We start from the raw sequence: 18,243 nt of genomic DNA on the forward strand, positions 1-18,243 counted from the left end.
GGTGCGGATGCACGAGAACTGGCTACAGCTTCTCCTGGCCGAGGCATCCACCGAGGAACTGATCGAACACCGCGATCAGTTGGCCGCCGGGTCAGCCCCCGAGGCCGCTGCCGAAATCGAGCGAGAAGCCCGATCCGCACTCCAACTGCGAAGTCTCCTGGCTCAGCGCCGACAACGTGCCACCGAACTGGGCGCGCTCAACGACATCGCGTCACTGCTGACCACGATGCACGATCACCACGCCCTTCTGCAGGAGATCGTGGATCAGGCCAAACGGCTACTCGGCGTAGACCTTTCGTACCTTGCTCTCATTCACGACGACATCTTGATCATCGAAGTCACGAGCGGGGCGTATACGTCGCAACTGCTCGGCCTGACGGTTCCGTTCCGAGAAGGCCTCATCGGTCGCGTGGTCGAGAACTCCTCTCCTGCTTGGTCTCCCGATTACCGCAACGATCCCTCGTTTGCACACATCGGGCCCGCCGACGACGCAGCACGAGCCGAGAACATGCGCGGCCTGTTGGCCGTTCCGCTGACTTTGAACGGCAAGATCCTGGGTGCCCTCTGCGCGTGCAAGCGTCAGGAGCGTCGATTCGGCAACGAGGAAGTTGCGTTGCTGTCCGCCCTCGCAGCTCATGCCTCGGTAGCCATCGAGAATGCCCGCTCTCTCGAACGCTATCGCGCGACGGTTGCAGAAGTGAATGCAGCGAACACCGAACTTGCCGAGCGCACAGCACTTCTCGAACAGACCCTGACCTGGGACCGATCGCTCACACAAGTTGTCCTGCGCGGCGGCGGTGTTCGCGAACTCGTGGAAGAAACCTCCGCGTCGACGGGTTCACCGGTGTTTTTCGTGACCGGAACGTCGGAGATCCCACCGGGACTGCAACGGGTGAGCGAGAGCGTGCATCGGGTCTTCGACATCTTTGCCGCTGATCGACGCGAGCAGGAGGTGACGCTCATCGTCGGTGAGCAGTTCCTGTTCGCCACCGAAGTACGCAGTGCCGGTGACCAACTCGGAGTTCTGTTCCTCCTCTCGCGTCATGAACCCACCGCCGCCATGAGGTTGGCACTCGAAAGGTCAGCCCCGGCCATTGCGCTTGCCCTGGTAGGCGAACGGGCGGCCAGGGAAGCCACTCGCCGAGCACGCGACGCATTTCTGGTCGATCTGATCACCAGGCCAGCGCCGACGCCGGCCGAAGTCACCGGTCAGTTCCGCCTTGCTGGACTCAACCCCGACCGCTCCTACACGGTCGTGGTGGCCCGCCCGGCCGACGCCGTAGACCGTACACGCCGCAGTATCGAGGAAATTGCATTCCCCTCGGGAACTGTTGTTGCCGAACATGGTTCACGGGTCATCGCTTTGATTCCGGGAATGTCACCGGCAGAGGTCGCGGCGGCGTGGGTGCAGCCGGCGGAGAACCCGACAGTGGGAATCGCCGATCCTGCGGTGGGAGCGGAAGGTCTGGCGCGAGCCTATGTCGAGGCACAACACACCGTCGACGTCCTCGAGACTCTCGGGCGGGCCTCCCACGTGGAACCGGCAAGTTCCCTCGGCATTTACCGAATTCTCCTCAGCCGCACCGGCCGCGAAGAACTCGAAGCGCTGACGCTGCGGTCCCTCGGTCCTCTCCTCGAGGAGGAGCAACGACGCGGCGTTCCGCTCTTGGACACCCTCGCGTCGTACCTGTCACACAATTGCAAGCATTCTGCGACCGCCGCCGCGCTCGCGATTCACGCCAACACTCTGTATCAACGCCTCGAATCGATCGACCGGTTGATCGGCACCCAGTGGCGTCAGCCGGACCAGGCGCTCGATCTTGCGCTCCTGATCCGGCTGCGTGCCAGTGCGGGGAAACTCGGTCAGATCTGAGCGGGCTTGCTCGATCGCTTGGCCAGTGCCACCACAAGAACTGCGGCACAGAGCATCACGGCGCCCACCACCCACAGGCCTGCCTTGGCATTTCCGGTCACATCGGTGAGCCAGCCGGTGATGTACGGAGCACCGAAGCCCGACGCATTGCCGATCGAGTTGATCATGGCGATACCCGCGGCCGCGCTGGCACCCGTCAGGAACGTGGTGGGCAGGTACCAGAAGACGGGGAGCGCACAGAGGACACCGACAGCGGTGAGCGAGACCGCGATCATGACGGTGAACGGCGAATCCAGATACAGCGCAATCGGAATGGATACCGCACCCAGGAGCGTCGGGGCAGCAACGTGCCACATTCGTTCACCGGTCTTGTCGGAATGGCGGCTCCACAGCACCATCGCGACAGCGCCGATCGCGTAGGGGACGGCCACGATCAGGCCGGTCTCGACGAGCGAGAAATCGGTGTTGAACGTCTGCTTGAATCCTGCGACGATGCTGGGCAGGAAGAAGCTCAAAGCGTAAAGGCCGTACGTGATTCCGAAGTAGACCAGACCGAAACCGATGACGCGGGGATCGCGCAGGGTCTTGCCGGCGGACTGGTGACCGGCGTCGCCGAGTTCTTTCTCCTCGTCGGCCATGGACTTCATCAGCCAGGTGCGCTCCTCGAGGGTCAACCACTTCGCGTCGGCGGGACGGTCGGTGAGGTAGAACCAGACGACAAACGCCAAGATCACGGCGGGCAGACCCTCGATCAGGTACATCACGCGCCATCCGGCCAACCCGAACAGGCCGTCGCCGTACTGGATGATGGCAGCCGAGAGCGGGGCACCGAGCGCCGACGAGAGCGGAAGTGTCAGCAGGAACAAGCCCATCAGGCGTACGCGGTACTTCTTCGGGAACCAGAAGGTCAGGTAGAGAAGAACTCCGGGGAAGAAGCCTGCCTCGGCGATGCCCAGCAGAATGCGGAGGAAATAGAGGCTGCCCACGTTGGGCACGAATGCCAGCGCAGCGGCGAGGATTCCCCAGGTGAGCATGATCCGCGCGATCCACAGCCGGGCGCCGAAGCGGTGCAGGGCCAGGTTGCTCGGCACCTCGAACAGCAGATAGCCGACGAAGAAGAGACCGGATGCGAGCCCGAACATCGTCTCGGTCATCCCGAGGTCGGCGCTCATGGTGAGCTTCGCGAAGGCGATGTTCGTACGATCCAGATAGTTCACGAAATAGAGCAGGATCAGGAAGGGAATCAGCCGGCGCGCTACCTTCTTCACCACGCGAGATTCGATCTCGCTCGGCGCAACCCCACCGTCAGTGGTGGTGCTATCGGTGGAGGTCATGGCAGGGGTACTCCTCGGAAAAGGTCAGCGTTGCTATCTACGAAGTGACTCAAGCCACAGTAGAAGTACCGATGTCCTCAACCTATGTGGACAATCTCTACAGAAGCCGTCCCTGCATGTGCATTTACTCCCAACGATCCGGTAAATGACCCTCGGCAGCCTGACAAACGTCCCTGAACAGTCGAAGGCGACAAACCCGCCTGAGCTGGGGATTTAGAGCGACGAACACCGAGTCACTGGTTAGTGTTGTCGGCGAAACAGCCAGAGCAAGTGCGGATGCACCGCGTGACTTGAAGGACAGAACATGACGAAGATGGTTCGGACCACGATGACCCGCCGGTCCTCCACCGCAGTCGCTGCCACCATCGCTGCGGTCGCACTATTCGCCTCCGCCTGCGGCAGCGACTCCGACAAGACCGACTCCGACAAGAGCGCTGCCGGCGCCTCGTCCGCTACATCCTCGGCCACCGTCGGCGGGAAGACGCTCGACGCCAAATTCGAGACGAAGTGCGCAAAGGACGGCGGCACGACAGTTATGACACTGCTCGACGCGGAAAATGCCACCTACGGCATGTTGACCGTCACAGCCATCATCGATGAATCCGGCACGGTTCAGACTGCTGGAATCGCCGGAAGCGAGGGTGGATCGAACGGTCTGCCGTACACCGCCGGATTCGCACCGGGACTGCCCGGCGGATCTGCCAGTGCCAAGCAGGACGGCAATACCTTCGTGGTGACGGGCGAGGGAATCGGCGCCCGGGACAAGGGCAACCCGACGGCGACGTCGAGCTTCGAGATCACGTTCGCCTGCGAGTCCATCATCGGCGGCTGATCCATAGAACGGCTGGGCCCTAGGATTCTTGCTAGCTGATTCCCAGCTGTTCGCGCAGTTGGACGACACGGAGCACGATGACTCCCAACGTCACCACGGTGACGGCACCAAAAGCGATCCAGCCGATCCGCACTGCTTTCACGCGGTTCTCACCGGCGCCCAACCACTGCGGGGCGTACAGGAAGGCAGCGGCCGTCGCGGCACCTGCCACCAGACCTCCCGCGTGACCCCAGAACGAGATCCCGGGCAGCGAAATGCTGATGATCACATTGATCGCGATCACCGAGATGATCGGGACCGGGCTTCGACGCAAACGCAGTAGAAGGACGGCCTGTGCGCCCATGATGCCGAAGATTGCACCCGACGCTCCAGCGGTCCAGGACAGGGCCGTGAGCGAGGAGAACACCGGCTGGAACGCCATCACCGAGGCGGAACCGCCGAGGAGCGAAACCAGGTAGATGCCGACGTACCGGGAGCGGCCCATCACGATTTCGGTGTCGCGCCCCAGGATGTAGAGGGCGTACATGTTGACCGCGAGGTGCAAGATGCCGAAGTGCAAGAACCCGGAGCCAATGAGCCGGAACCAGTCACCGCTGGCGACCAGACCCGGATTGAGTGCCCAGTTCGCGAAGATCGACGAGCCGACCTGATTGTTCATGATGCTTCGCGACTGCGCGAAGGTGGCGAGGAACGCCAGGACGTTGAGCCCCATCAAGGTGTACGTCACGATCGGGACCGCACGGGCGGGGCTCACGGTGTTTCCGGCGACGCCCCGAACGGGGCGGACATCGCGTTGGCCGGCAGCTACACAGTCAACACATTGGTATCCCACCGCCGCCTCGCGGAGGCAGTCCGGGCACGCCGGACGTCCACAACGATTGCAGGAAAGTGCGGTAGGTCGATCTGGATGGCGGACGCACCGCGGTTGGGGCGGGATGCCCTCACTCGCACCGCCGCCCCAACCGGGGTTCGTCATCTGCTTGTTTTACCTGTTCAGGAGATGGTGATGCTGTTGATCACGACGGGCTCGACCGGACGATCGCCACGATCGACGGCGGTGGAGGAGATAGCGTCGACAACCTTCTTGGAATCGTCGTCGAGAACCTCACCGAAGATGGTGTGGCGACGGTTCAGGTGCGGCGTCGGGCCGGTGGTGATGAAGAACTGCGAGCCGTTGGTTCCCGGGCCTGCGTTGGCCATGGCCAGCAGGTAGGAGCGGTCGAACTGCAGTTCCGGGTGGAACTCGTCACCGAACTTGTAGCCCGGGCCGCCGGTGCCGGTTCCGGTGGGGTCGCCACCCTGGATCATGAAGCCGTCGATGACGCGGTGGAAGATGGCACCGTCGTAGAACGGGCCGGTCTTGGTGCCGGCGGCGTTTGCGGTGGTGTACTCCTTCGAGCCGTCGGCGAGGCCGACGAAGTTCTCGACGGTCTTCGGCGCATGGTTGCCGAACAGAGCGATCTTGATGTCGCCGCGGTTCGTGTGCAGCGTTGCGGTTGCGGTCTGATGAGTTGAAGTCACACCACCATCGTGCCATTGCCGGCGTTCTCGCGGATGTCGCCCCGCAAAACTCTCCCTGTCCCCGCCTCACTGTTATGGCACAGTGAAGTCATGACACGAGTGACCGAGTCCCTCAGCACGCAGTTGCCCGACACCTTCGATCACGCGCGCGCCCGCGTCGAGGACACCTTCGACGAGACTGCCGCCTACCTCGAAGAGACAGCGGCTCGTATCAAGGAGTCCGAGGCAGCCGACAACGCTCGCCGTATCGCCGCGGTGGTCGCCACATCGGTCGCTCGCGGCGCCGGGCAGGTCGGGTTGTTCCTGGGTCGTCAGGGCAAAGTCCTCGCCAAGAAGGGCGTCGAGCGCGCAAAGGCTATCCCCACGAAGTCCGCGGAACGCACCGAGAAGCCTCGCGGCCGCAAGCGCGTCGCCGTGTTCGTCATCGCCGGTGTCGCGGTGATCGGTGGCGCGGTGTTCTTCAAGAGCCGCCGACGCGAGCATCCGCCGGTCGCTTCCGCACCCCCTCGGCTCGAAGAGAACTCGGCCGAGAAGACCGCTTAGTCGACACACGAAAAGCCCCGGAACAGATTGTGTTCCGGGGCTTTTCGATGTTCACGTTCAGCAGTTGGACGGTGCCGGGACGTTGTTGAAGCGATCGATCATGTACCCGACGGATTCGGGTGTACCCACCAGGTACGGCGTCGCATGATTGATTGCCATGCCCGGAATGATCGGGGGCAGTTCGTTGACGGAGAACTGCACCGCCGCGCCCTTGCCGCACCAGTCTCGCGCCAGTTGCTGTCCCTGACCGAACGGAACGATGTCATCGGAGCGGCCATGCTGAATGAGCACGGGCGACTCCGGCGTCAGCTTGCCGATCTTCTGCTCGTCGAGGATCGCCTGCGCCATGGGTAGACGCGCCAGAACTGCGGAGAGTGATTCACCGGAATTGGTGAAGCTCGACGACTGCTGGAAGCCGAACTGCAATCCACTTTCGGCGACGCACTGGTTCTTGGTGGCGGCCAACATCTGTCGGCCGCGATCGTTGATCTCGGCGTCGAGCAGCGGCTGAACCTCGGGGTACTGCGCAAGGATCCCGTTGAGCGCGTAGCCGATCACTCCGGTGAGGAACGTGCCGTCGACCTGCTGCAGCGTCGCCGCCAGATCGGCGGGCGGTGCACCTGCGTACGTGCCCTTGAGGTCAAGCTCGGGAGCATACGACGGCTTCAATTCCGTTGCGGCAGCGGCAGCTCCACCACCTTGCGAGTAACCCCACAGTCCGACGGGGCCGTCGGCGGGAATGCCCGTGTTCGGGAGCTGCTGAGCGGCACGCACCGAGTCCAGAACCGCGTGCGCTTCGGCTTCGCGGTTGACGTAGGTGTGATCGCCAGGAGTTCCGAGGCCCTCGTAATCGGTGACTACGACGGCAATGCCGTTGAGCAGCAACGTGTTCACCCAGATGGACTCGTAGCCGACCATGACGTCCGTCGGGAACTGGTACTCGATACCGGTGTTGAACAGTTTGGACGGAGCGCATTGATCGCCCTGCCCATGCGTTCCTACCGCTGCGGCAACCAGTGGACGCGCCCCCTGCCCGGTCCACGGGTTCGACGGTTCGAGGTAGGTCCCCGTCACGGCAACGGGAGCACCCTTGGCGTCCTCGCTTCGGTACATGATCTTGGTGGCGGTTGCCGGCCACGCACCGTTCGATCCGGGCACGCTCAGCAGCAGTGGTGACGGCTCACTCTTGATGAGATCTCCGTTGGCACCTGCCGGAAGCTCCGACGGCGGCGTGTAGAAATCCGCCGGGTCCGCCATTGCGGCAGGGGCCGTCACAGCACCCATGACCAGTGCCGCGACGGAAACCCCGGCCGCCCACCATGCTCTGCTCTTCACGTTTCGATCTCCCCACGCTCGCCTGCGCTGTGGCTTGGCACACAGCGAACGCAGAGTAACACATACCTCACGTAACACTTTTTCGTGAGGTTTTCGCCTTAACAGGCTGACTTACAACCGTTTACGACTACTTCGTGGGCTCCAGATTGGAGGTCAGCAGCGAACGAAGCTTGTCGGTATCAGCCGAGGTCCAGGCCTCGGGGTGCAGGATCTTGGCCCACATGTCCGCTGCATCCTCGCCGTAATTGTGACCGTGCCCGGACGGGACGTCAGCCGAGAAGACCATGTCGAGGGTTACCTGCCAGAAGGTCACGAGAGGTACCCACGTCATTCCCGGATCCACGTCGCGACCCAGCGGTTCCTTGAGCCAATCCGGCTTGTTGAGCAGCAGGTCGAAGGACCACCATGTGATCGGGTCGCTGGCGTGCTGCCAGTACACGATGCGATCGTCGTCCCAGTCGGACTTCAGCTCCAGATCTTCCGGATCACCGGCAAACCGAATCGCCTGGCCACCGTCGATCACCGGCAGGATCTCCGGTGAGCCCGAGTCGCGGCTGTCCGTAATTTCCTGCCACTGAGCAGTGAAGTTGGGGGTTCCGACCCACAGTGCGCCGTCGACGCGCGTCATCATGTCCTGAGCGCCGGCAAATGCGGCCTGGCCACCGTAGGAGCCGAGGCTCTCACCGAAGACAACCAGCTCGGGTCGCGTCTCCACGGGCAGGTCGATCCACTTGGCGTACACCGCGTTGAAGAGTGCGCGACCGGCAATCATCGGCGTCTCACGGTCGGCGATGAAGGCCAACGGACTCGGAAGGAACGAGTACTGCATCGACGCGATCGCCGTGTCCCCGCCCTCGACGTACTCGAACGCCGACGCGACGTCCTCGTTCACCCAACCGCGGCCGGTGGTCGTGACAACTGCGAGGGTTCCGCGGTCGAATCCGCCGGTGCGCTCCAACTCGTCGACGACCCGCTGTGCGACACCGTTGATCGAGTCCGAGGATTCGCGTCCGGCGTACACCCGGATCGGTTGCTTCGCTTCACGTCCGGTCAATGCGGTGATCTCGGCCGCGGTGGGACCGCTGCCCATGAAGGTGCGCCCCTCCTGGCCGAGCGAATCCCAGGCCTCCGCGGACATCGGTGAACCACTGCGCTCAGCGATCAAGGGTTGTTCGATGCCGTCCGGTGTTTCGTGATCCGCACCGGAGAAACTCCAGTTCGCGAAGGCAATCAACCCGTTGTACAGCGCACCGTTCACAATGAAGATGCCGAGGGCGAAGATGACGATCAAGCTGCCGACCTTCGCCGCTTCGAGGGGAACGAACCGAAGTGCGACGGCGGTGAGCTTGTTGGTGGTGAAACGAAGACCACGGCCTGCCTCGAGCAGGATGAACCAGATTCCGAGCGCAATCAGCAGCACCAGAAGGTAATTCGCCTGATTGGTGCGAGGAGCTTCGACAAGATCGCGAACGATCTGCTGCCACCACGAACCGAGGACCAAGAACGTCGGAACCAGAATGACGGCCGCGGCCAACAAGACTCGCCAGCCGATCTTCTTGGTGCGATCCGACCACTGCGGTTCGACGCCGCACTTGCGGATCATCCAGGCAACCGTCACGCCGACGCCGTATCCCATCGCGAGCGAGATGCCCGTCGCAACGCCCTGCAAGTACCAGGCGCGCGGCAACAGGGACGGACTCATCGACCAGGTGAAGAAGACCAGAGCAAAGGCAAGCCCGACCGGGTGCAGCGTCTTGCAGTAGAGGCGCAGCCGTTCCCACACACGTTTCATGCCGGAATCGTATGCGCCCCGTGCCCGAATCAGGTCACGAAGCGCACACGCGTCCAGTCTGTTTACGGGGCGAAGCGCAAAATCGCGGCAACTGCGCCGCCGCCCGGAATGTCCTCGGCGCGAACGGCGAGGACCCGAGCACCCGTCAGGAGCGCGCGACGAGCGATCTCGTCGACGACCCCGTATGTGCTTCCGTTGGTCGACTCACCGGTCGTGAGAGCGCCCGTCTGGGGATCGAGACTTCCAGGTACTACGGAATCGATGTCGATGAAAACGGTGTCGACCTGTCCGTACGTCGCGGCCGTTGCCACGTCGGCGACGTCGGTTTGAGTGCGTCCCTGTTCGGTGCGCACATTGAAGGTGTCCCGCACCGCCGCCAACTGCTCGGCGTGGAAATCGTCGAGCGCCGGACGCGAACCGTCCGCCACCTCCTGCGTCGACAAGGCTTCCGGGTTTCCCTCGACGGTTTTGTCGACCAGGTGGCGGTACGAATTCACGGAGCGATACACCGACGCGATGGGTTCGGCAGCGGCCAGGATCAAGGGGACGTCGCGGCCGGCGAGGACACCACGGACCTCGTGATCGACTGCGCGGGCGTACTGATTGACGCGCAGCTTTCGGCTGTCCGAACCCGAGAGCCGACCGGCTTCCGTTCGGCTGTTGATCGAGGACTTACCCGCGTGATCGGCAGCGTTCTTCGGCATTCCCTGAACACGAACCTCGTCGGCCGGTTGATCGGCGGCGATCTCGATCAATCGCACCGAACCTTCGGCGAGAGCGAGAACAAACGCCGTCTGGGGGAAGGTCACCGAACGGAGCAGTGGCTTGAGATGAAACCGATCGCTGACCGTTTCGAGCGCCTGCAGACGGTTGGGGAGGCGGAAGGTCACCAGACGCTCCGGCGTCGCGTACGTGACCAATGAGCGCGACTGGAAGCGCCAGAAATCGTCGTCGTCGTCGAGCTCTGCGTATTCGGCCTCGAACAGCTTGCGCTCGGCCGGATCCTCCACCGATGCGAGTGCCGAGCGGACCTGGTCCTTGAAGGCGATGCGCGCTTTGTCATGATCCTGCGGCGCATCTTCAGTCGGAGTCACGATGGTGATGCAGGTGGGCCCTTCCACCTCCGCGAGTGCGGCAATTTCACCGTGGCTGGGAATGTCGTTGTGAAGCACTACGAACCTCCTGAAATTGGGTTCTCCTCACGCTACGCCCGGCTGGTTATGACCACTAGACTTTCCGGAGAATTCGGGACGAACGGTCCATAGTGGGCGCTGTTCTGGCCACCCCACTCCGAGCGAACGGCATGTTCATCGCCTTGAGTGCGCCGAAAGTGCCGTTCGCTCAAAAGGGGAGGACCACGAGTCGGGCACCGGCTGGTCGGACATCGGCATACAAAAACACCCTCCCGGATCCCGGAAGGGTGTTTTCTTACTGTGGAGCCTAGGAGATTCGAACTCCTGACATCTGCCTTGCAAAGGCAGCGCTCTACCAACTGAGCTAAGGCCCCGTTCGGTTTTCTGACCGGAGTCAGAGTACCTAGGTTCTATCCTGTTTCCAAATCGTGCCAAACCTTGTCTCCGCGCTGACTTTTGATCAGCTTGGTGACCCCGAGAGCTACCAGAATTCCGGCCCCGACAAGCAGGAAAACCTTCATTCCAGCAACCCTTCTTCGGCACATGGGAGTGGGCCTAGGAGGACTTGAACCTCCGACCTCTTCATTATCAGTAAAGCGCTCTAACCACCTGAGCTATAGGCCCCTGAACCGATTCCAAAGATTACCCCACCGGGCCGCTGACACCAAAACGGGCCCGGCGGAGCAATGTTTTCGCAGGTCAGTCGCGGTCGGCGAGAGTTACCTCGACGCCGCCAACCAGGTCGCTGCAGAGGTTGTAGATGAACGATCCGATCGTGACGAGTGCCGTGAAAAGCACCATGTTCGCGATACCGATCAGCGCGGCGTAGCCGAACACCTGGCCGGCCGTCACCAGACCGTCGGAGCCGCCGTCGGCAACGATGTCGGTGAACGCGTTGTTCAGGCGATCCCAGACGCCCATGCCGTCGAGAACGACGTAGAGCAGTCCGACGGCCACCATCCACACGAAGAACAGCGATACCGAGATCACGGACGTGATCTTGAGCGTGGACCACGGGTCGATACGACGGATCTGGACCGTTGCGCGCAGTGGCGCACCGTCGACGACCGAGGCCGATACGGCGTGAGTTTTCTCACCCTTCACCGCAGCAGGCAACGGATGCTTGGCCTCGGAGAGGTCAGGCATGTCCTTCGGCAGATCCTTGCGATCGATGTGCCGAGTCGGCCCGTCGATCGCGGCGGCTTTTGCTTTCGGATTAGCGACGGTGGGATTGGCGACCGTGGCGTTTGCAGCCTTGGGATTTGCGCCCGAGGGTGCAACAGCCTTGGCTGCCGCTGCGCCGGCGACGCCACCAGTAGCTGCGGCAGCTGCCGTTCCTGTCACGACAGGACGCGCCGACGGGTTGCCGGCAGGACGACCTGTCTGTGCACCGGCAGCAGGGCGACCCGCCTGCGGCTGTCCCTTCGGCGCACCACCCTGTGCGGGGGTTTTGGCCGGACCACCCTGTGCCGGACCACCCTGCGCCGGGCCTGCCGCAGCAGGACGCTGCGGACCCGCAGGCGGCTTACCCCCAGCAGGAGCTGCCTGTCGACCTGCAGGAGCACCAGCGCCGGCCGGGCGCGTGATGTTGGTCTGCGGCTGACTTTGCGGAGCCTGATTCTGCGGTGGCTGAGCCTTCGACGCCGGGGCCTTGGACGCCGGATTCTGAGCAGCGGGGTTCTGAGATGGCTGACCCTGAGGCTGGCCTGACGGCTGGGGTCCCCGTTGCCACGGCGGTGCCTGGCTGCCACGAGCCTGATTGGCAACCGGTTGCGGCGGAGCCTGACCATCACCCTTCGCCGGGGTTACCGGCGCAGCCGGAGCCACAGAAGGAGCGGAAGGAGCCTGACCCTTGGCCGCACCCGCGGCGTCGGGAGCCGCAGCCGCCGGTTTCTGGGCCGAATCCGACGGGCCGCGAGGCGGCTCCGGTGCCTTGGGCGCCGGAGCTGCCTCGGAAGCTTTGGGTCCGCCGTCCGCTGGAGCTGCAGGTTTCGAGGTCTGCGGCCCCGCCGGAGCAGTTGCCTGCTCCGGCTTCGGTGGCGTCGAACCTGAAGTGCTTTCACTCTTCTGGTCACTGCCCGGCTGGTTGGGAGTGCTCACTAGGACTCCTTAGCTCCATCGGCATTGTCTGCGTTGTCGGTGGTCTCTGCAGCGAGCTCTTCGGGCTCGTCGGCGTTGCGCGCAATCGCGAGCAGTGTGTCGCCTTCGCCGAGGTTCATCAGACGCACGCCCTTGGTCTGGCGTCCCGCCTTACGAACCTGCTTGGCAGCCGTCCTGATGACGCCGCCGCCCGAGGTGATCGCGTACAGCTCGTCGTCGTCGTCGACGATGAGCGCACCGACCAGAGTGCCACGTTTCTTGTCGTACTGAATCGTGAGCACGCCCTTGCCGCCGCGACCCTGCACCGGGTAATCCTCCATGCCGGTTCGCTTGGAGTAACCGCCCGAGGTGGCGACCAGGAGGAACGTTCCTTCACGAACGACGTTGAGCGAGAGCAGCTCGTCGTCACCGTTGAAACGCATGCCCTGGACACCGGACGTGGCGCGGCCCATCGGACGCAGTGCCTCGTCGGTGGCCGAGAAGCGGATCGACTGGCCCTGTGCCGAGACCAGGAGCAGGTCGTCGTCGGCGGAGCAGAGAACAGCGCCGACCAGTTCGTCTTCACCGCGCAGGTTGATGGCGACGATGCCACCGCTGCGGTTGGAGTCGAAGTCGGTGAGCTTGGACTTCTTGACCAGACCGTTGCGAGTGGCGAGCACCAGGTAAGGCGCGTCTTCGTACGTCTTGATCTGGATGACGGACTGGATGCGCTCGTCCGGCTGGAAGGCCAGGAGGTTGGCAACGTGCTGACCGCGAGCGGTACGGCTCGCCTCGGGCAGCTCGTAAGCCTTCGCGCGGTAGACGCGGCCCTTCGTGGTGAAGAACAGCAGCCAGTCGTGCGTCGACGTGACGAAGAAGTGCGAGACGATGTCGTCCTGCTTGAGGCCGGCACCCTGAACACCCTTGCCGCCGCGCTTCTGCGAGCGGTACAGGTCGGTCTTGGTGCGCTTGGCGTAACCGGTCTCGGTGATCGTGACGACGACGTCTTCGCGGGCGATCAGATCCTCGTCGTTGACGTCTCCGTCGGCGGCGATGATGCGGGTACGACGGTCGTCGCCGTACTTGTCGACGATTTCCTTGAGCTCGTCACGAACGATCGCGCGCTGACGCTCCGGGCGAGCCAGAATGTCTTCGAGGTCCGCGATTTCGAGTTCGATCTCGGCCAACTCGTCGACGATCTTCTGACGCTCGAGGGCGGCCAGACGACGCAGCTGCATGCCGAGGATGGCGTCGGCCTGGATCTCGTCGACGTCGAGGAGTTCCATCAATCCGGCGCGAGCGATGTCGACGGTCTGCGACGCACGGATCAAGGCGATGACCTCGTCCAGAGCGTCGAGCGCCTTGACCAGACCGCGCAGGATGTGGGCGCGCTCCTGTGCCTTGCGAAGCAGGTACCTGGTACGACGAACGATGACCTCGAGCTGATGCGTCGTGTACAGACGGATCATCTGGTCGAGGCGCAGCGTGCGCGGCACTCCGTCGACGATGGAGAGCATGTTGCAGCCGAAGCTGGTCTGCAGCTGGGTGTGCTTGTAAAGGTTGTTCAGCACGACCTTGGCAACGGCGTCACGCTTGACGGTGACGACGATGCGCATGCCGACGCGGTCCGAGGACTCGTCGTGGATGTCGGAGATGCCACCGATCTTCGCGTCACGAACCTGCTCCGCGATGGAGGTGATCAGGTTGTCCGGGTTGACCTGGTAGGGCAGCTCGGTGATGACGATCGTGGTGCGGCCCTTGGCATCTTCCTCGATCTCGACGACGCCGCGCATACGGACGGAGCCACGGCCGGTGGTGTAGGCATCCTGGATGCCCTGTCCACCGACGATGAGCCCGTGCGTCGGGAAGTCGGGTCCCTTGATGCGCTCCATGACGGCCGCGAGGGTGGCTTCCTCGTCCGCCTCGAAGTTCTCGAGCGCCCAGTAGATGGCCTCGGCAACCTCACGCAGGTTGTGCGGCGGAATGTTGGTGGCCATACCGACGGCGATGCCGTTGGAACCGTTGATCAGAAGGTTCGGGATACGGCTGGGCAGAACCGTCGGTTCCTGCGTCTTGCCGTCGTAGTTCGGGGTGAAATCGACTGTCTCGTGGTCGATTTCGCGCAGCATTTCCATCGCGAGCGGCGTGAGCCTGCACTCGGTGTAACGCATGGCGGCTGCGCCGTCGTTGCCGCGGGATCCGAAGTTTCCCTGACCGTCGACGAGCGGGTAACGCAGTGACCACGGCTGGGCCATACGGACCAACGTGTCGTAGATCGAGGAGTCGCCGTGGGGGTGGTAGTTACCCATGGTCTCGGCGACCGGTCGGGCAGACTTCACGTATCCGCGGTCTGGGCGATATCCGTTGTCGTACATCGCGTAGAGCACGCGGCGGTGCACCGGCTTGAGTCCGTCGCGGACATCCGGCAGAGCGCGACCGACGATGACGCTCATGGCGTAGTCGATGTAGCTGTTCTGCATTTCCTGCTGGATGTCGACCGGTTCGATCCGGTCGTGTTGCGGACCGTCCGGTGGCAACGTGGTGTCGGTCATGAGCTCACTTTCTTAAAAGAGGGGGCAAGCCCCTGTGCGCGGAAAAGGAGTCCGGGGACTCCGCAACCGCTCACAGGGCCGCAGGCCTACACGTCGAGGAAACGAACGTCCCGGGCATTGCGGGTGATGAAGCTGCGTCGTGCTTCGACGTCTTCGCCCATCAGCACGCTGAACAGCTCGTCGGCAGCAGCCGCGTCGTCGAGCGTGACGAGACGCAGAACGCGCACCGTCGGGTCCATCGTGGTTTCCCACAGCTCCTTGGCGTTCATCTCGCCGAGGCCTTTGTAGCGCTGGATGCCGTCGTCCTTGTTGATCTTCTTGCCGGACTCGAGGCCTGCCTTGACCATCGCGTCGCGCTCGCGGTCGGAGTACGCGAATTCCGGCTGCGCACCCTTCTGCCACTTGAGCTTGTACAGCGGCGGCTGCGCGAGGTAGACCTTGCCGTGCTCGACGAGCGGCCGCATGAAGCGGAACAGCAGCGTGAGCAGCAGCGTTGCGATGTGCTGACCGTCGACGTCGGCGTCGGCCATGAGCACGATCTTGTGATAGCGCAGCTTGGCGATGTCGAACTCGTCGTGGATGCCCGTGCCGAACGCGGTGATGATCGACTGGACTTCGGTGTTCTTGAGGACGCGATCGATACGCGCCTTCTCGACGTTGATGATCTTTCCGCGAAGCGGGAGGATCGCCTGGTACATCGAGTCTCGGCCGGACTTGGCCGAGCCGCCTGCGGAGTCGCCCTCCACGATGTAGATCTCGGACTTCTCCGGATCGTTGGAGCGGCAATCGGCGAGCTTGCCTGGCAGGCCACCGAGGTCGGTCGCACTCTTGCGACGGACCAGCTCACGCGCCTTACGTGCGGCAACGCGGGCCTGCGCCGACGAAACAGCCTTGTTCACAATGGTTTTCGCGTCGGCGGGGTTCGCCTCGAACCAGTGCGCGAGGTGCTCGTTGCACGCCTTTTGTACGAAGGACTTGACCTCGGTGTTGCCGAGCTTGGTCTTGGTCTGACCCTCGAACTGGGGTTCACCGACCTTCACCGAGATGATGGCCGCGAGTCCTTCACGGATGTCGTCACCGGTGAGCTTGGGATCCTTGTCCTTGAGCAGCTTCTTTTCGAGCGCGTACTTGTTGACCGTTGCGGTCAGTGCGGCGCGGAAGCCCTCTTCGTGGGTACCACCCTCGTGGGTGTTGATCGTGTTGGCGAAGGTGTGCACGGACTCCGAGTAGCCGGAGTTCCACTGCATTGCGACCTCGAGCTCGTGGCCGGTGCCCTTGGCGGTGAATCCCACGACCGAGTTGTGGATCGGGGTCTTGCTCTTGTTGATGTGCCGGACGTAGTCCTCGAGTCCACCGGGGTAGTGGTAGATACGGGTCTTGGACTTACGCGGCGCTGCCTGAGCAGCTTCTTCGGCTTCTTCGGCAGCAGACTTGGGAGCCTCGGCTACCTCGGCAGCTTCGTCGTCGATGACCTCGGCGCGCTCGTCGGTCAGCGTGATGGTCAGGCCCTTGTTGAGGAAGGCCATTTCCTGCAGACGACGCGCAACGGTCTCGAAGTTGTAGCGGGTGGTCTCGAAGATCTCGGGATCAGCCCAGAAACTGACGGTGGTGCCGGTCTCCTTCGTCGGGTCGCCCTGTACGAGCTCTCCCGGCTTGGAATCGGTGTACGTCTGCTGCCACCGGTAGCCGTCGACCTTGATGTCGACGTCGAGCCGGGTGGAGAGCGCGTTGACCACCGAGATACCGACGCCGTGCAGACCACCTGAGACGGCGTAGGAGTCGGAGTCGAACTTGCCGCCGGCGTGCAGCTGGGTCAGCACGACCTCGACGGTGGGTACTCCGGAGGCGTGCATGCCGACCGGGATGCCGCGGCCGTCGTCGATGACGCGGATTCCGCCGTCTTCGAGGAGGGTGACCTCGACCTTGGTGGCGTGTCCGGCCATCGCTTCGTCGACCGAGTTGTCGACGACCTCCCAAATGAGGTGGTGCAGGCCGCGTTCACCGGTGGAACCGATGTACATGCCTGGACGCTTACGTACCGCCTCGAGTCCTTCGAGGACGGTGATGGACGACGCGTTGTAGTCCTTGCTGGAAGTGCTTGTATCTGACTTCTGGGCAGCCACGGGTGGGTAGCTCTCCTTCTCCGTCAATACTCGAGCGCAGCCGTCAGCAAGCCCTTGCGGGTGTCGTCGGAGCGGGTTCGAGAATGTTGCCGCTAGTTACCGTTGACCATCTTACTGGTAAGCACCGACTAGAAGCGGCCAATGACACCCCTGGCTGCGCCGCAGACGAATTTTTACGATCCCCTGAAGGTGAAACGCTAGGAACTTTGCTTCTCCGAGCGACGCTCTCTCAGGCTCGCGATAAATGCCCGCGCATGTTCGGCAACCTCGCTCGGATGTGAAAACGGCGACCAGTGTCCCGCGGCAATTTCACGTCGCTGCAGGTCGGAGACCCATTTTTCGGTGTCTTCGTATCCCACCGGACGAACGGCTTTGTCGTACTTGTTCAGAATGAGCTGAACAGGCACGTCCGTGTACCGATCCCGCGGCTTGCCGAGAGACGGCCGGATGTTCGCGCGATAAAGCTTGAGTCCGTTCACCATGTCGTCGGCGATGGTGGGCGCGGTGTTGACCACACGGGGGTCCAGACCGTCGAAGAAGCCCAGAAATGCCGGCCAGTGCTTGGAGAACCACAGACGCAACGGGAGGGTACACAGCCCGGGAATCTGGAACAGAACGGTGTAGGCCGACGCAATTCCCTGCGCCGCTGGGCCGAGGAAACGACGCTTGGACACGCTCGCCCGGACCCACTTGCCGAGATGATCGAGATTGGGGCCCGAGATGGACGAGAACGACGCGATCTTCTCTTCGGCACCCGGCTCGCAGACCGCTTCCCACGTTTCCACGGATCCCCAGTCATGTGCCAGGACGTGCACCGGCTTGCCCGGGCTGACCGCGTCGATGACGGCAAAAAGATCGCCGGCCAGTGCGCTCAGTTGGTAGTCCTGCACCCTCGAGGGGATCGTGCTCTCACCGGCCCCGCGGCTGTCGTAGCTGACGACGCGGAAGTCGTCTGCCAGCAAAGGCACGATGCGGTTCCACAATTCATGGGTGTCGGGCCAACCATGCACCAGGACGATGGTCTCGCCGTCTGCCTTGCCCTGCTCGAACACTGCCAGGCTGACGGAACCGTTGGTCACGCGACGCGCGGTCACGGCATGGACAGGAGAGTGCTTGGACATTGTCG

Annotated in this window: 13 protein-coding genes and 2 tRNA genes; 3 read left to right on the top strand and 12 right to left on the bottom strand. The window is 63.1% G+C overall.

Translation table 11 applies throughout. The features are described 5' to 3' along the window. Positions 1-7 precede the first annotated feature (7 nt). A complete protein-coding gene (locus H351_RS02945; protein ID WP_029256823.1) occupies positions 8-1,873 on the top strand; it encodes a helix-turn-helix domain-containing protein in 1,866 nt (621 codons plus the stop codon). Here the strand turns inward: H351_RS02945 and H351_RS02950 are convergent. Then, the gene (locus tag H351_RS02950; RefSeq protein ID WP_029256822.1) at positions 1,864-3,207 is read right to left on the bottom strand and encodes an MFS transporter; all 1,344 of its coding nucleotides are present in this window, start codon (positions 3,205-3,207) and stop codon (positions 1,864-1,866) included. The two genes, H351_RS02945 and H351_RS02950, sit on opposite strands and share 10 nt — an antisense overlap. Positions 3,208-3,511: 304 nt before the next feature. Here H351_RS02950 and H351_RS02955 point away from each other — a divergent pair, with 304 nt between their 5' ends. Further along, the gene (locus H351_RS02955) at positions 3,512-4,039 is read left to right on the top strand and encodes a lipoprotein LpqH (protein ID WP_029256821.1); all 528 of its coding nucleotides are present in this window, start codon (positions 3,512-3,514) and stop codon (positions 4,037-4,039) included. A gap of 31 nt (positions 4,040-4,070) precedes the next feature. Here the strand turns inward: H351_RS02955 and H351_RS02960 are convergent, their stop codons facing one another. Together H351_RS02960 and H351_RS02965 are read right to left on the bottom strand one after the other, a co-directional pair. Beyond that, positions 4,071-5,015, bottom strand: coding sequence for a rhomboid family intramembrane serine protease (locus tag H351_RS02960; RefSeq protein WP_029256820.1), 945 nt, complete (start codon positions 5,013-5,015; stop codon positions 4,071-4,073). A gap of 17 nt (positions 5,016-5,032) precedes the next feature. Beyond that, positions 5,033-5,560: a peptidylprolyl isomerase gene (locus tag H351_RS02965; RefSeq protein ID WP_007729190.1), complete on the bottom strand. Its 528-nt coding sequence runs from the start codon at positions 5,558-5,560 to the stop codon at positions 5,033-5,035. A 90-nt stretch (positions 5,561-5,650) separates the two neighbouring features. Here H351_RS02965 and H351_RS02970 point away from each other — a divergent pair, with 90 nt between their 5' ends. Continuing rightward, positions 5,651-6,103, top strand: a complete 453-nt coding sequence (locus tag H351_RS02970) for a hypothetical protein (protein WP_019746221.1) — start codon at positions 5,651-5,653, stop codon at positions 6,101-6,103. A 57-nt stretch (positions 6,104-6,160) separates the two neighbouring features. Here H351_RS02970 and H351_RS02975 read toward each other — a convergent pair whose 3' ends face one another. The 9 genes from H351_RS02975 to H351_RS03015 all read right to left on the bottom strand — a co-directional run bounded on the left by H351_RS02975 (position 6,161) and on the right by H351_RS03015 (position 18,238). Next, positions 6,161-7,438 carry a lipase family protein gene (locus tag H351_RS02975; protein ID WP_029256819.1) on the bottom strand — a complete coding sequence of 426 codons (1,278 nt, stop codon included), beginning with the start codon at positions 7,436-7,438 and terminating at the stop codon, positions 6,161-6,163. Positions 7,439-7,565: 127 nt separating this feature from the next. Continuing rightward, positions 7,566-9,230, bottom strand: a complete 1,665-nt coding sequence (locus H351_RS02980) for an alpha/beta hydrolase (RefSeq protein ID WP_020905614.1) — start codon at positions 9,228-9,230, stop codon at positions 7,566-7,568. 62 nt (positions 9,231-9,292) lie between these two features. After that, positions 9,293-10,402 carry a baeRF11 domain-containing protein gene (locus tag H351_RS02985; protein ID WP_003942559.1) on the bottom strand — a complete coding sequence of 370 codons (1,110 nt, stop codon included), beginning with the start codon at positions 10,400-10,402 and terminating at the stop codon, positions 9,293-9,295. A 262-nt stretch (positions 10,403-10,664) separates the two neighbouring features. After that, positions 10,665-10,737: transfer RNA gene (locus H351_RS02990), tRNA-Ala, on the bottom strand. A gap of 176 nt (positions 10,738-10,913) precedes the next feature. Beyond that, positions 10,914-10,987, bottom strand: a tRNA-Ile gene (locus H351_RS02995). Positions 10,988-11,062: 75 nt separating this feature from the next. Next, positions 11,063-12,463 carry a DUF3566 domain-containing protein gene (locus H351_RS03000; RefSeq protein WP_029256818.1) on the bottom strand — a complete coding sequence of 467 codons (1,401 nt, stop codon included), beginning with the start codon at positions 12,461-12,463 and terminating at the stop codon, positions 11,063-11,065. Continuing rightward, on the bottom strand, positions 12,463-14,994 hold the full coding sequence (gene gyrA / locus H351_RS03005) for a DNA gyrase subunit A (RefSeq protein WP_019746215.1): 2,532 nt from the start codon (positions 14,992-14,994) through the stop codon (positions 12,463-12,465). Before gyrA ends, H351_RS03000 begins: the two co-directional genes overlap by 1 nt. Positions 14,995-15,080: 86 nt before the next feature. Next, positions 15,081-17,117, bottom strand: a complete 2,037-nt coding sequence (gene gyrB, locus H351_RS03010) for a DNA topoisomerase (ATP-hydrolyzing) subunit B (RefSeq protein WP_003942515.1) — start codon at positions 17,115-17,117, stop codon at positions 15,081-15,083. Between the two features lie 197 nt (positions 17,118-17,314). After that, on the bottom strand, positions 17,315-18,238 hold the full coding sequence (locus H351_RS03015) for an alpha/beta fold hydrolase (protein ID WP_029256817.1): 924 nt from the start codon (positions 18,236-18,238) through the stop codon (positions 17,315-17,317). Positions 18,239-18,243 lie beyond the last annotated feature (5 nt).

It is taken from the genome of Rhodococcus erythropolis R138, from assembly GCF_000696675.2.
GTDB lineage: Bacteria > Actinomycetota > Actinomycetes > Mycobacteriales > Mycobacteriaceae > Rhodococcus_F > Rhodococcus_F erythropolis.

Coding starts and splice junctions, on each gene's coding strand:
- H351_RS02945 (WP_029256823.1), top strand. CDS start 8: ATGCACGAGAACTGGCTACAGCTTCTCCTGGCCGAGGCATCCACCGAG.
- H351_RS02950 (WP_029256822.1), bottom strand. CDS start 3,207: ATGACCTCCACCGATAGCACCACCACTGACGGTGGGGTTGCGCCGAGC.
- H351_RS02955 (WP_029256821.1), top strand. CDS start 3,512: ATGACGAAGATGGTTCGGACCACGATGACCCGCCGGTCCTCCACCGCA.
- H351_RS02960 (WP_029256820.1), bottom strand. CDS start 5,015: ATGACGAACCCCGGTTGGGGCGGCGGTGCGAGTGAGGGCATCCCGCCC.
- H351_RS02970 (WP_019746221.1), top strand. CDS start 5,651: ATGACACGAGTGACCGAGTCCCTCAGCACGCAGTTGCCCGACACCTTC.
- H351_RS02980 (WP_020905614.1), bottom strand. CDS start 9,230: ATGAAACGTGTGTGGGAACGGCTGCGCCTCTACTGCAAGACGCTGCAC.
- gyrA (WP_019746215.1), bottom strand. CDS start 14,994: ATGACCGACACCACGTTGCCACCGGACGGTCCGCAACACGACCGGATC.
- H351_RS03015 (WP_029256817.1), bottom strand. CDS start 18,238: ATGTCCAAGCACTCTCCTGTCCATGCCGTGACCGCGCGTCGCGTGACC.